An 11,617-nucleotide genomic window follows, 5' to 3' on the forward strand; every position below is an offset into this window, starting at 1 on the left:
GCCTCGAATCATGTCCGTGTTTACACCGCTGTCGCGCCCACAACTCGAAACCTTCCTCGAAGCCTACGACCTGGGGCGGCTGCGGGACTTCCAGGGCATCGCCGCAGGCACCGAGAACAGCAACTTCTTTGTCAGCCTGGAAAAAGGCGAGTTCGTGCTCACGTTGGTAGAACGCGGCCCCAGCCAGGACCTGCCGTTCTTCGTCGAGCTGCTCGAAGTGCTGCACCAGGCCGGCCTGCCGGTGCCCTTCGCCCTTCAGGCCAAGGACGGCGTTGCCCTGCGTGAACTCGCGGGCAAGCCTGCCTTGCTGCAACCGCGCCTCGCCGGCAAGCACATCAGCGCACCGAACGCGCATCATTGCGCGGAAATCGGCGCGCTGCTAGCGCGGCTGCACCTGGCCACACGCGATCGCATCCTGCAACGGCGCACCGATCGCGGCATGACCTGGATGCTGCGCGAGGGTGAGCGGCTGTTACCCAGCCTGGCACCCAAGGCCGCCGAAATGTTGAACGGCGCGCTGGAAGAGATACGCCAGCACCGGGAGGGGATTCTCGCGCTGCCCATGGCGAACCTTCACGGCGACCTGTTCCGCGATAACGCGATGTTCGAAGGCAACCACCTTACGGGCGTGATTGACTTCTACAACGCCAGCGCCGGCCCAATGCTCTACGACCTGGCTATCAGCCTCAACGACTGGTGCTCGGCGGCAGACGGGCACCTGCAACCCGCGCTGGCCAACGCCCTGCTGGCCAGTTACGCGCGCCTGCGCCGCTTCACCCCCGCCGAGGTGCAGCTGTGGCCGGTACTGCTGCGGGTTGCGTGCGTGCGGTTCTGGTTGTCGCGGTTGATCGCGGCACAGTCCTTTGCCGGCCGCGACGTGCTCATTCATGACCCGGCCGAGTTCGAGCGCCGCCTGGCGCAACGCCAGGAAGTCACGGTGGCCCTGCCGTTCCCACTCTGAGGCTGGCTAAATCTCTTCCAAACAACCGGCCAGGCTATCGGCCAGCCGCTGCAGCAGGTGCTCATAACCCTGGGGGCTAGGTTCGTCGAACCCTCCCAGGGCATCCAGCTCCGCCAGGCGCACTGGCAGGCCGGCGGTCAAGGTTTCGGCCAGCCGTGGGCGCGCTGGTGGCTCGCTGAACACGCAACTTTTACCAGCTTCACTCAACCGCGCGCGCATGGCCGCCACATGTGCGGCCCCCGGCTGTACTTCGGCGCCTACGGTGAAGACGCCAGCGTGCTTGAGCCCGTATGCCTGCTCGAAATAATCGAAGCCTTCGTGGAAGACGAAGAATGGCTTGCCAGCAACACCCGAAAGCCGCTGGCGGATGCTCGCGTCCAGCTGTTCGAGGCGCTGTTTGAAGCTCACAAGGTTCTGCTGATAGCGCGCGGCATTGGCCGGGTCCGCCTGGGCAAAGTCGGCCGCCATCTTCTCGGCGATCACCCGCGCGTTGGCTGGGTCCAGCCAGAGGTGTGCGTCCAGCGAGCCTGGGCGATGGTCGTGGTCATGCTCGTCGGTATCTTCGTCATGGGACTGGCTGTCCTCGCTGAAGCGCCGCAGATGCAGGCCGGGCAGCGCCTGAACCGCCACGCTTGGCAGCTTGCGCAGGGCCAGTGGCCGCTGCATGAAGCCTTCGAGGTCTGGGCCGATCCAGTACAGCAGGTCAGCCTCCGCTACCCTGCGAACCTCAGAAGGGCGCAACGCATAGTTATGGGGGGAAGCGCCTGGCGGAAGCAGTACGTCTGGGATGCCGGTGCCGTCCTGGACTGCCGCGGCAATGAGCTGCAGCGGCTTGATGCTGGTGAGTACCTTCAACTGCGCACAGGCCAGCGGGCTCAGGCCCAGGCCGAAGGCGCTACAGACAAACCACAAAAAAAGCCGAGACACGGTGGGCACCTTGGGCAGTAGAAAGAGGTAACATAATAACGTCTCCATTCCGATGCGTCCTGCTCATGTTCATCACCCCGTTGGCCAACCGCCCTCATGATCATTCTCACTGCGTGCATTCCGCCCTGACGGAAGCCGACGTACTGTGCGAGCAAAAAGGCCTGCGGCTGACCGCGCTGCGCCGTCGCGTGCTCGAACTGGTGTGGCAAAGCCATAAGCCACTGGGCGCCTACGACATCCTCGCGGTGCTGAGCGAGCAAGACGGGCGCCGTGCAGCGCCGCCAACGGTGTATCGCGCGCTGGATTTTCTGCTAGAGAACGGCCTGGTCCACCGTATCGCCTCGCTGAATGCCTTCATCGGCTGCATACACCCCGAGCACGTCCATCAGGGGCAATTCCTGATCTGCCGCAGCTGCCACGTCGCAGTGGAGCTTGAACATCCAGCCATCAGCCAGGCGATCAACCAGGGCGCGGCGACCGTAGGGTTTGCGGTAGAGACCCAAACGGTGGAAGTGGTGGGGTTGTGCGCCAGTTGCAAGGCAACCTGATGAACGACGCGCTTATTCGGCTGGAGCAGGTCACGGTCAACTTCGGCGGCCAGGCCACCCTCGAAGGCATCGACCTGCAGGTTCGGCCTGGGGAAATCGTCACCCTCATCGGCCCCAATGGCGCTGGCAAGACCACCCTGGTGCGCGCGGTGCTCGGCCTGCTCAAGCCTACGAGCGGTTCGGTATGGCGCCAGCCTCGGCTGCGTGTGGGCTACATGCCGCAAAAACTGGTGGTCGAACAAACGCTACCGCTTTCGGTGCTGCGCTTTCTGCGGTTGCTGCCCGGCGTAGACCGCGCTCGCGCCGCCGCCGCGCTGGCCGAGGTCGGTGCCGCGCAAGTGATCGACAAACCCGTGCAAACCATCTCCGGCGGCGAGATGCAGCGGGTGCTGCTGGCTCGTGCCTTGCTGCGTGAACCGCAGTTGCTGGTGCTGGACGAACCCGTACAGGGTGTGGACGTCGCCGGCCAGGCGGAGCTGTATGGGTTGATTACCCGCCTCAGAGACCGCCACGGTTGCGGCGTGCTGATGGTGTCGCACGACCTTCACCTGGTGATGAGCACCACCGACCAAGTGGTGTGCCTGAACCGCCACGTGTGCTGCTCGGGCCACCCCGAGCAAGTGAGCGGCGATCCCGCCTATATCGAGTTGTTTGGTGAGCACGCACCGGGCCTGGCGATTTACCACCACCACCATGACCATGCCCACACGCTCCACGGCGAAGTGGTCGAAGGCCAAGGCCACCAGCACGGAGCGCAGTGCAAGCATGGATGACTTTCTGGTTTATGCCCTGGCCGCTGGCCTGGCGCTGGCGCTGGTAGCGGGGCCGCTCGGCTCGTTCGTGGTCTGGCGGCGCATGGCCTATTTCGGCGATACCCTGTCTCACGCGGCTTTGCTCGGGGTAGCGCTGGGCCTGGCGTTGCAGGTCAGCCCTACCCTGGCAGTGACGGCCGGTTGCCTGCTGCTGGCGGTCATCCTGGTGACCTTGCAACAACGCCAGCCGCTGGCCTCGGACACGTTGCTGGGCATCTTGGCACCGAGCACGCTCTCGCTGGGCCTGGTGGCGCTGAGCTTTATGCGCGATGTACGCATTGACCTCATGGGCTACCTGTTCGGCGACCTGCTGGCGGTGAGCCCAACCGACCTTGCCTGGATTCTCGGCGGCAGTGCCGTGGTGCTCGGTTTGCTGCTGGTGCTGTGGCGGCCCCTGATCGCAATCACCGTGCACGAAGAGCTGGCCCGGGTCGAGGGGTTGCCGGTGGCACCTCTGCGGCTGGCGTTGATGCTGTTGATCGCCATCGTGATTGCAGTGGCGATGAAAATCGTAGGCGTGCTGCTGATCACCTCATTGCTGATCATCCCGGCCGCGGCCGCGCAGCGCCACGCGCGCTCTCCCGAACAAATGGCGCTCGGTGCCAGCGTGCTTGGCGTGGCCTCGGTGTGCGCGGGCCTGGCCATGTCGTGGTTCAAGGACACCCCCGCCGGGCCCTCTATCGTGGTGTGCGCAGCGGCGCTGTTCCTGTGCAGTTATGGCCTGCCGCGTCGCGCCTGAAGGTCGCCCGCCACGTGGGGCTTTTTCCGGCGGCCGTCCGGCGTGTAGACTTGCTCGATTTTGCCCATAAAGAGAGTGGTGCAATGAAGCCTTTCACGTCTCGTTGTCTGCTGATCGCAGCTGTTTCGCTGGTGCTGGCCGGTTGCCAGAGCGCGCCGGTCGAAGCGCCGCCGGCACCGCCCAGCGCCGTCGAGGTGCTGCAGCAGAGCATTACCAGCAACGAGCTGGCCACCGCTGAAGATCAGCTGGCCGCCGTGCAAGCGCAAACGCCGAACGACCCGCAGCTCGAGAGCCTGCAGCGCCAGTTGGCCGAGGCCTACCTCAAGCGCAGCCAGATCGTGCTGCAAAAAGGTGATGTCAACGCCGCCGCCACCGCGCTGGCTCGCGCCCGTGCCCTGATGCCCAAGGCGCCGGCACTGACCGGCGGGGTCAATGGCGCGATCGCCCAGGCGCGCAAGGCTGAGCTGGAAAAAGCCGAAGCGGCACTGCGGGCGGCAGAAGCCAAGCCGGTCGCTCATGTGATCGACCCTACGGCGAACAGCACGCCAGTCACCCTGGCTACTCGTGATCTTCATCAGCTTTGGGCGCAACTGGACGACATCACCACGGATATCGTCAACTACCGCTGCGATGTGGTGGTTCAAGCCCCGCGCCAGGCCGATATCCCCTGGCTCGAAACCTTGATCCGCACCCGTGTGGCCCGCCGCGCGCCCGACCTGCAGTGGAAGCTCAGCCATCGCATCGAACGGCGGCAGCCTGCGATCATCATCCTGAGCCCAGCCAAGCCCTGAGTTCCTACAACGCCAACACCGTAGCAGCGGGCTCGCCCGCGACCGAGCGCAACGCCATGTAACGCCTGTCGTCGGCAAGCCGTGGTGCGTGCGGGCAACCATGGAATCTCCTACCGGCTCACGTGCAGGGGCAGCCCTTCAACAGTATCGCGCTAGGGCCTCGGAGTTTCAGGCAAACCAGCCCTAGCGCGTCGCCTTACCCTTTACCCCTCCATGGCGCCCGGAACGGGCCAACGACCGCGAGAGGTAAAAGCATGAGCAAAGTCTGGTTTGTCACGGGTGCCGGCCGAGGCATTGGCGCCGAGATCGTCCGTTCGGCGATAGGCGCCGGCGACCGGGTAATCGCCACGGGCCGCAACCTGGCGCAACTGCGCACAGCATTTCAATCACTGCCGGCGGATCGTCTGATCCTGGTCGAGCTGGACGTATCCCAAGCATCCCAGGCTAAGCCTGCGGTGAAGGCGGCGCTGAGCGCCTTTGGACGCATCGACGTGCTGGTCAACAACGCCGGCTACGGGCTGCTCGGCCACTTCGAAGAAACCCCGACGGCGGATATCGAGCAGCAGTTCGCTGTGAACGTGTTCGGCCTGATGCACGTGCTGCGGGCCGTGCTGCCGGTGATGCGCGGCCAACGGGCAGGGCATGTCATCAATATTTCATCGGTGGGCGGGGTGATCGGCTTTAGCGGCGCCTCGGTGTATTGCGCTACCAAGTATGCGATCGAGGGCCTGACTGCATCGCTGGGGCCGGAACTGGAACCCTTCGGCATTAAAACTACTGTGGTCGAGCCGGGCTTTTTCCGCACTGAGTTCCTCGATCCCGTATCGGTCAAGTATGGCACCGAAACTATCGACGACTATGCCGCCCGGGGCACCGTCGAGGACGCCTTCCGCCCGTATCAAGGCAAGCAGCAGGGCGACCCGGCCAAGCTGGGGGCAGTTATCGTGCAGCTAGCGGCCATGGCGGTGCCTCCTAAGCAATTTCTGGCGGGCAGCGACGCACTGGCGATGGCGACGGTATCCCTCGAAACCCGCTCAGCCGAACGCCTGGCCTTGGCTGAGCTTTCTGCCTCTACGGATGGCGCCTTCTGAGCCACGTAAACCAGGGCAAAAAAAAATCCGATGCCCATCACAGGCATCGGATTTTATTTACCAGCCCTAGGGTCAGGCCGGCACAGCCTTGGCCTTAGGCTCGCGAGCCCACACCCGGTGCTGCTTGATCGCAGCGATGAAGTCCGCCACCTTGCCGTCGCCTACCAGCAGGCCCGCATCCTGGTCGAGCCGGAGCAGGTCAAGCAGGTCCTTGGCGTCATCGCTGACCCCAATGGCCTTGAGGTGCTTGTAGGCTTCGAGCACGTAATGCAGCGCAACCCCATTGCCGCTCAGGGCCTGGACCGACTGCTGGCTGCCTGGAATCCATACGGCGTCGAAGGCAATGGACGGCAGCCCTTCCATAGATGCATCCACCGGCAGGGTACCGCCAGCAGCGGTCTTCACCGGCGCGGAGGTCGGGCCCAGCACCTTGGCGTGCGCGCCTTCGGCTTCCAGCGCGGCCTTGATCGACGCGACAGTCCCTTCGTCCACGCCATCTGCCACCAATACCGCTACCTTGCGCCCTTTGATGCTGTCGACCAGCAGGTTCATCTGGCTCAGGGCTGGCGACTGCTTCAGGCTCGACGGTTTTACCGGCACCGTGCCCGCGGTCGGTGCAGGCAGGCCGAGGTTGGCGGCTACCCGCTGGGCCAGGGTCAGGTCGATGTTGGCGAGGATCTCGTTGACCTGGCGGGCGCGGATGAATTCACGGTCGACCTTGCCCAGCTCGAAGCTGTAAGCGGCAATGATGTGCTCTTTCTCAGGCTCGCTCATGCTGTTGAAGAACAGCGTGGCCTGGGAGAAGTGGTCGGCGAACGAATCGCTGCGCTGGCGGATCTTGTAGCCATCCACCCGCTCTTGATACGTCTCGAAGCCGCCATCGCGTGGGCCGGCCGGGGTCTCCTTGGGCCAGCCACCGTCGATGGAGTTGGGCTCATAGGAGGCGCGGCCGCGGTCCAGGGTCATACGGTGCATGCCGTCGCGCTGGCCGTTATGGTTCGGCGCCACGGGCCGGTTGATCGGGATTTCATGGAAGTTCGGCCCGCCAAGGCGGCTGATCTGGGTGTCGGTGTAGGAGAACAGCCGGCCCTGAAGCAGCGGATCGTTGGTGAAGTCGATCCCCGGCACGATGTGGGCAGGGCAGAAGGCAACCTGCTCGGTTTCGGCGAAGAAGTTGTCAGGGTTGCGGTTGAGCACCAGCTTGCCCAGCGGCGTCACCGGCACCAGCTCTTCGGGGATGATCTTGGTCGGGTCCAGCAGGTCGAATTCGAACTTGTGCTCGTCTTCTTCCGGAACGATCTGCACGCCCAGCTCCCACTCGGGGTAGTCGCCCATCTCGATGGCTTCCCACAGATCGCGACGGTGGTAGTCCGTGTCCTTACCGGCCAGCTTCTGCGCTTCGTCCCACACCAGCGAGCATACGCCCTGCTTGGGCTTCCAGTGGAACTTGACGAAGGTACCTTTGCCTTCGGCGTTGACCAGGCGGAAGGTGTGGATACCGAAACCTTGCATGGTACGCAGGCTTTTCGGGATTGCACGGTCCGACATGGCCCAGATGACCATGTGCGCCGATTCTGGCACCAGCGAGACGAAGTCCCAGAAGGTATCGTGAGCCGAGCCGCCCGTAGGGATTTCATTATGCGGCTCGGGTTTCACCGCGTGAACGAAGTCTGGGAACTTGATCGCATCTTGAATGAAGAACACCGGCATGTTGTTGCCGACCAGGTCGAAGTTACCTTCGTCGGTATAGAACTTGGTGGCGAAGCCGCGCACATCACGCACGGTATCGCCCGATCCGCGAGGGCCCTGTACGGTGGAGAAACGCACGAACACCGGCGTTTGCTTGCCGGGGTCCTGCAGGAAGGCCGCCTTGGTCAGCGCCGAGTGGCACTCGTAACTCTGGAAGTACCCGTGCGCCGCAGTGCCGCGGGCATGCACGATGCGCTCGGGAATGCGCTCGTGGTCGAAGTGGGTGATCTTCTCCCGCATGATGAAATCTTCGAGCAGCGAAGGGCCTCGCTGGCCGACTTTCAAAGTGTTCTGGTTGTCGCTGATCTTCAGCCCTTGATTGGTCCGAAGCGCTTCTCCGGTGGCGTCCGAACGGAACGTCTCTAGGGCCTCAAGCTTATCGTTGGTGTTGGCGCGGTCGGGGGCGTCGGTGCCTGCTAGTTCGCTGGGCTTTCCGGTGTCGGCTGTCATGTGGCTCACTCCTCGATGGCTGCGGCCCCTTGAGGGCTCGTGTTGGCCTAATGGCCTGGCGTGTTTCGCGGTGCTTTGTTAGTGACCGGGCCACGGCAACCCCGTTCCGTTAATTTCGTTTCAAGCACGACACACTGCGCCGGTGCCGGATATGAAAGAAATGCTGAAGCTACGGCTGCGCTCAGGCTAAAATGCGCGGTTTTGGCCAACCGCCCTCCATACGCGCCCTCAGGTGCGTGGCACGCAGGTGACCCGTGATCGAGTTTCAAGACGCCCACAAGACCTACCGGGTAGCAGGCAAGGACATTCCTGCCTTGCATCCCACCCGGCTGGTGATTCCCGCAGGCCAGGTGTTCGGCCTGGTCGGCCATTCTGGCGCGGGTAAAAGTACCCTTCTGCGGCTTATCAACCGGCTGGAGCAGCCCAGCGGCGGAAAAATCTTCATTGATGGCGAAGACGTCACCGCCTTCGGCCCGGATCGCCTTCGCCGGCTGCGCCAGCAGGTAGGTATGATCTTCCAGCACTTCAACCTGCTGGCCTCGAAGACCGTAGCCGATAACGTCGCCTTGCCCTTGCGCCTGGCGGGCGAACTGCCCGCCGCCGAGATCGACGCCCGGGTGGCGAGCCTGCTGGCACGGGTTGGCTTGAGCGAACATGCGCGCAAATACCCCGCGCAGCTGTCCGGCGGCCAAAAGCAGCGGGTCGGCATCGCCCGTGCCCTGGCAACCCAGCCAAAGATTCTGCTGTGCGACGAAGCCACCAGCGCCCTGGACCCGCAAACCACGGCGTCTGTGCTGCGCCTGCTGGCGGAAATCAACCGCGAGCTCAACCTGACCATCGTGCTCATCACCCACGAGATGGACGTGATCCGCCGGGTGTGCGACCAGGTCGCGGTCATGGATGCCGGCCGTATCGTCGAGCAGGGGCCGGTCGCCGAGGTGTTCCTGCACCCCAGCCACCCCACCACCAAGCGCTTCGTGCAGGAAGACGAGCAGGTCGATGAAGCGGAACAACGCGATGACTTCGCCCATGTGCCGGGGCGCATCGTACGCCTGACGTTCCAGGGGGAGGCCACCTATGCGCCGCTGCTGGGGACCGTAGCGCGGGAGACTGGCGTGGATTACAGCATCCTGGCCGGCCGCATCGACCGCATCAAGGATGCCCCCTATGGGCAACTGACCCTCGCCATCACCGGCGGCGACCTGGACGCGGCCTTCGCTCGCTTCACGCAGGCGGACGTTCATATGGAGGTACTGCGCTGATGGAATTCTTTGCCAATATCGACTGGGTTGAAATCTGGCTGGCTACCGTCGACACCCTGCTGATGCTCGGTGGGTCGCTGCTGTTCACGGTGCTGCTGGGCCTGCCGCTGGGCGTGTTGCTGTTCCTGTGTGGGCCACGCCAATTGTTCGAAGAGCGGCGGGTGTATGCGCTGTTGTCGTTCATGGTCAACGTGCTGCGCTCTTTGCCATTCATCATCCTGCTGATCGTAATGATCCCGTTCACGGTGCTGATCACCGGCACCTCGCTGGGCGTTCCAGGCGCGATTCCGCCGCTGGTGGTGGGCGCTACCCCGTTCTTCGCGCGGCTGGTGGAAACCGCCCTGCGGGAAGTCGACCGCGGCATTATCGAAGCCACTCAGTCCATGGGGGCCACCACTCGGCAGATCATCCTCAACGCGCTGCTGCCGGAAGCGCGGCCGGGGATTTTCGCCGCTATCACCGTGACGGCGATTACCCTGGTGTCCTACACCGCCATGGCCGGTGTGGTAGGCGCGGGCGGGTTAGGGGACCTGGCGATCCGCTTCGGCTACCAGCGTTTCCAGACCGACGTCATGGTCGTGACCGTTATTTTGCTGCTGGTGCTGGTGCAGGTGCTGCAAAGCATCGGCGACCGCCTGGTTATCCATTTCTCTCGTAAATAAGCAGCCAGGCCGCCGTCAACCCGGCGGCCTACAGGAGCCTTGCCCATGAAACACCTGCTGGTGGCCGTTGCCGCCTTTTTCACCTTGACCGCCCAGGCCAACGAAACCCTCACGGTCGCCGCCACCGCGGTGCCTCACGCTGAAATCCTCGAGTTCGTCAAACCGGCCCTGGCGGCAGAGGGTGTGGACCTGGACGTGAAAGTATTCACTGATTACATCCAGCCGAACCTTCAAGTGGCGCAAAAGCGCCTCGACGCCAACTTCTTCCAGCACCAGCCCTACCTCACCGAGTTCAACAACGGCAAAGGCACGGACCTGGTCGCGGTAACTGGCGTGCACCTGGAGCCCTTGGGCGCGTACTCCAGCAAGTATAAAAAGCTCGATGAGCTGCCCGGCGGCGCCAACGTGGTCATTCCCAACGACGCCACCAACGGCGGCCGTGCATTGCTGCTGCTGCAAGGGGCGGGGCTGATCAAGCTGAAAAACCCCCGGGACATCCTCGCCAGCCCCAAGGACATCATCGAGAACCCGAAGGACCTGAAGTTCCGTGAGCTAGAAGCGGCGACCCTGCCACGCGTGCTGACCCAGGTCGACCTTGCCCTGATCAACACTAACTATGCGCTGGAAGCCAAGCTCGACCCGGCGCACGACGCCTTGGTGATCGAAGGCAACGACTCGCCTTACGTGAACATTCTGGTAGCCCGGCCCGACAACAAAGACTCGCCTGCCATGCAGAAGCTCGCCGCAGCACTGCACAGCCCTGAGCTCAAGCAGTTCATTCAGGAGAAGTACAAGGGCGCGGTAGTGCCAGCTTTTTGAGCCGCTAGTCCCGCTCCAGCAAGCCCGGCAGCCGCCGCAGCAGCATGGCAGTATCGAAAGGCGCGCGGATGAACCCGCGCAGCTGCCCGTCCGGGCCAACCAGCGCCAGGTTACCGCTGTGCTGCACGGTGTAGTTGGGCTGGCTGGTATCAGGCGGCAGGTAGGGAATGCCAGTGGCCGTGGAAAACTCCAGCAGCACCGCCTCAGGCGCCGTGAGGCCTTTGAAGGCTTTGTCGAAATAGCCCAGGTAGCTTTTCAACTGCGCGGCTGTATCCCGGTGCGGGTCGACGCTCACGAAATACACCTGCAAACGCTTCGCGTCGGCTGGCGCAAGCTTGCGTTGAATTTCGCGCAACTGCGCCAGGGTGGTCGGGCAGATGTCCGGGCAAAAGGTATAGCCAAAGAACAGCAGGCTCCAGCCACCTTTGAGCTCGTTCATGATGACGGCCTGGCCGTCCTGGTTGGTCATGCTCAGCCTGGGCATCGGGCGGCCTTGCTGTAACAGCACGATCCCGGCCTCGAGCAGCTCTGCGCTGCCATCGAGATCGCTACCACTGAGCTTGGTTTCGATCATCCAGCCCACCCCAAGGGCCGCGACGACGATACAGGCTGCGGCGATTTTCTCGATACGGGTCATGACACGAACTCTTGCTGGCGGCTGCACAGGGTACGGCGATCTTGCCTTGGGGGAAAAGGGCTACGCTTAAAGCTCGGGCCGGCTATGCCATCCGCTTGGAACATCCGCCGAACTTCCCATCCAGAACTCAACGAAATAACGCTGCCGTAGTTATGAGAATTTCATCTGT

11 protein-coding genes and 1 pseudogene are annotated in these 11,617 nt (G+C 63.5%); 9 read left to right on the plus strand and 3 right to left on the minus strand.

Annotated elements, in window-relative coordinates; all coding sequences use genetic code 11:
• The first annotated feature begins 10 nt into the window (after positions 1–10).
• On the plus strand, positions 11–961 hold the full coding sequence (locus OGL93_RS14840) for a homoserine kinase (protein WP_263263543.1): 951 nt from the start codon (positions 11–13) through the stop codon (positions 959–961).
• Between the two features lie 6 nt (positions 962–967).
• On the opposite strand, the gene OGL93_RS14845 is transcribed toward OGL93_RS14840, so the two are convergent.
• Entirely contained in the window at positions 968–1,936 is a 969-nt protein-coding gene (locus OGL93_RS14845; protein WP_263263544.1) for a zinc ABC transporter substrate-binding protein, read from the minus strand.
• Positions 1,937–1,953: 17 nt separating this feature from the next.
• Between OGL93_RS14845 and OGL93_RS14850 the strand changes: the two genes are divergently transcribed.
• The 5 genes from OGL93_RS14850 (at position 1,954) to OGL93_RS14870 (ending at position 5,869) form a co-directional block, all read left to right on the plus strand.
• Positions 1,954–2,436 (plus strand): Fur family transcriptional regulator, encoded by a 483-nt coding sequence (locus OGL93_RS14850; protein ID WP_263263545.1) that lies wholly within the window; start codon positions 1,954–1,956, stop codon positions 2,434–2,436.
• On the plus strand, positions 2,436–3,209 hold the full coding sequence (gene znuC, locus OGL93_RS14855; protein WP_263263546.1) for a zinc ABC transporter ATP-binding protein ZnuC: 774 nt from the start codon (positions 2,436–2,438) through the stop codon (positions 3,207–3,209). Before OGL93_RS14850 ends, znuC begins: the two co-directional genes overlap by 1 nt.
• A complete protein-coding gene (znuB, locus tag OGL93_RS14860) occupies positions 3,202–3,987 on the plus strand; it encodes a zinc ABC transporter permease subunit ZnuB (protein WP_263263547.1) in 786 nt (261 codons plus the stop codon). Before znuC ends, znuB begins: the two co-directional genes overlap by 8 nt.
• 83 nt (positions 3,988–4,070) lie before the next feature.
• Positions 4,071–4,778, plus strand: coding sequence for a PA5502 family lipoprotein (locus OGL93_RS14865; RefSeq protein ID WP_263263548.1), 708 nt, complete (start codon positions 4,071–4,073; stop codon positions 4,776–4,778).
• A 254-nt stretch (positions 4,779–5,032) separates the two neighbouring features.
• Complete coding sequence (locus OGL93_RS14870; protein WP_263263549.1) at positions 5,033–5,869, plus strand: SDR family NAD(P)-dependent oxidoreductase; 837 nt, start codon at positions 5,033–5,035, stop codon at positions 5,867–5,869.
• Between the two features lie 72 nt (positions 5,870–5,941).
• Here OGL93_RS14870 and katE read toward each other — a convergent pair.
• Positions 5,942–8,080 (minus strand): annotated as a pseudogene (gene katE / locus OGL93_RS14875) (catalase HPII); the annotation flags it as partial.
• Positions 8,081–8,322: 242 nt separating this feature from the next.
• Between katE and OGL93_RS14880 the strand changes: the two are divergent.
• Genes OGL93_RS14880 through OGL93_RS14890 form a run of 3 tightly spaced genes read left to right on the plus strand, consistent with a single transcriptional unit; the run spans position 8,323 to position 10,811 of the window.
• A complete protein-coding gene (locus OGL93_RS14880) occupies positions 8,323–9,330 on the plus strand; it encodes a methionine ABC transporter ATP-binding protein (RefSeq protein WP_263263550.1) in 1,008 nt (335 codons plus the stop codon).
• Entirely contained in the window at positions 9,330–9,992 is a 663-nt protein-coding gene (locus OGL93_RS14885; protein WP_263263551.1) for a methionine ABC transporter permease, read from the plus strand. Before OGL93_RS14880 ends, OGL93_RS14885 begins: the two co-directional genes overlap by 1 nt.
• 45 nt (positions 9,993–10,037) lie before the next feature.
• Positions 10,038–10,811, plus strand: coding sequence for a MetQ/NlpA family ABC transporter substrate-binding protein (locus tag OGL93_RS14890; protein WP_263263553.1), 774 nt, complete (start codon positions 10,038–10,040; stop codon positions 10,809–10,811).
• 4 nt (positions 10,812–10,815) lie between these two features.
• Here OGL93_RS14890 and OGL93_RS14895 read toward each other — a convergent pair whose 3' ends face one another.
• The gene (locus tag OGL93_RS14895; RefSeq protein WP_263263555.1) at positions 10,816–11,448 is read right to left on the minus strand and encodes an SCO family protein; all 633 of its coding nucleotides are present in this window, start codon (positions 11,446–11,448) and stop codon (positions 10,816–10,818) included.
• Positions 11,449–11,617: the final 169 nt, after the last annotated feature.

This window comes from Pseudomonas sp. RIT-PI-S (assembly GCF_025642975.1).
Taxonomy (GTDB): Bacteria; Pseudomonadota; Gammaproteobacteria; order Pseudomonadales; family Pseudomonadaceae; genus Aquipseudomonas.

Coding starts and splice junctions, on each gene's coding strand:
- OGL93_RS14840 (WP_263263543.1), top strand. CDS start 11: ATGTCCGTGTTTACACCGCTGTCGCGCCCACAACTCGAAACCTTCCTC.
- znuC (WP_263263546.1), top strand. CDS start 2,436: ATGAACGACGCGCTTATTCGGCTGGAGCAGGTCACGGTCAACTTCGGC.
- OGL93_RS14865 (WP_263263548.1), top strand. CDS start 4,071: ATGAAGCCTTTCACGTCTCGTTGTCTGCTGATCGCAGCTGTTTCGCTG.
- OGL93_RS14870 (WP_263263549.1), top strand. CDS start 5,033: ATGAGCAAAGTCTGGTTTGTCACGGGTGCCGGCCGAGGCATTGGCGCC.
- znuB (WP_263263547.1), top strand. CDS start 3,202: ATGGATGACTTTCTGGTTTATGCCCTGGCCGCTGGCCTGGCGCTGGCG.
- OGL93_RS14890 (WP_263263553.1), top strand. CDS start 10,038: ATGAAACACCTGCTGGTGGCCGTTGCCGCCTTTTTCACCTTGACCGCC.
- OGL93_RS14845 (WP_263263544.1), bottom strand. CDS start 1,936: ATGGAGACGTTATTATGTTACCTCTTTCTACTGCCCAAGGTGCCCACC.
- OGL93_RS14885 (WP_263263551.1), top strand. CDS start 9,330: ATGGAATTCTTTGCCAATATCGACTGGGTTGAAATCTGGCTGGCTACC.
- OGL93_RS14895 (WP_263263555.1), bottom strand. CDS start 11,448: ATGACCCGTATCGAGAAAATCGCCGCAGCCTGTATCGTCGTCGCGGCC.
- OGL93_RS14850 (WP_263263545.1), top strand. CDS start 1,954: ATGTTCATCACCCCGTTGGCCAACCGCCCTCATGATCATTCTCACTGC.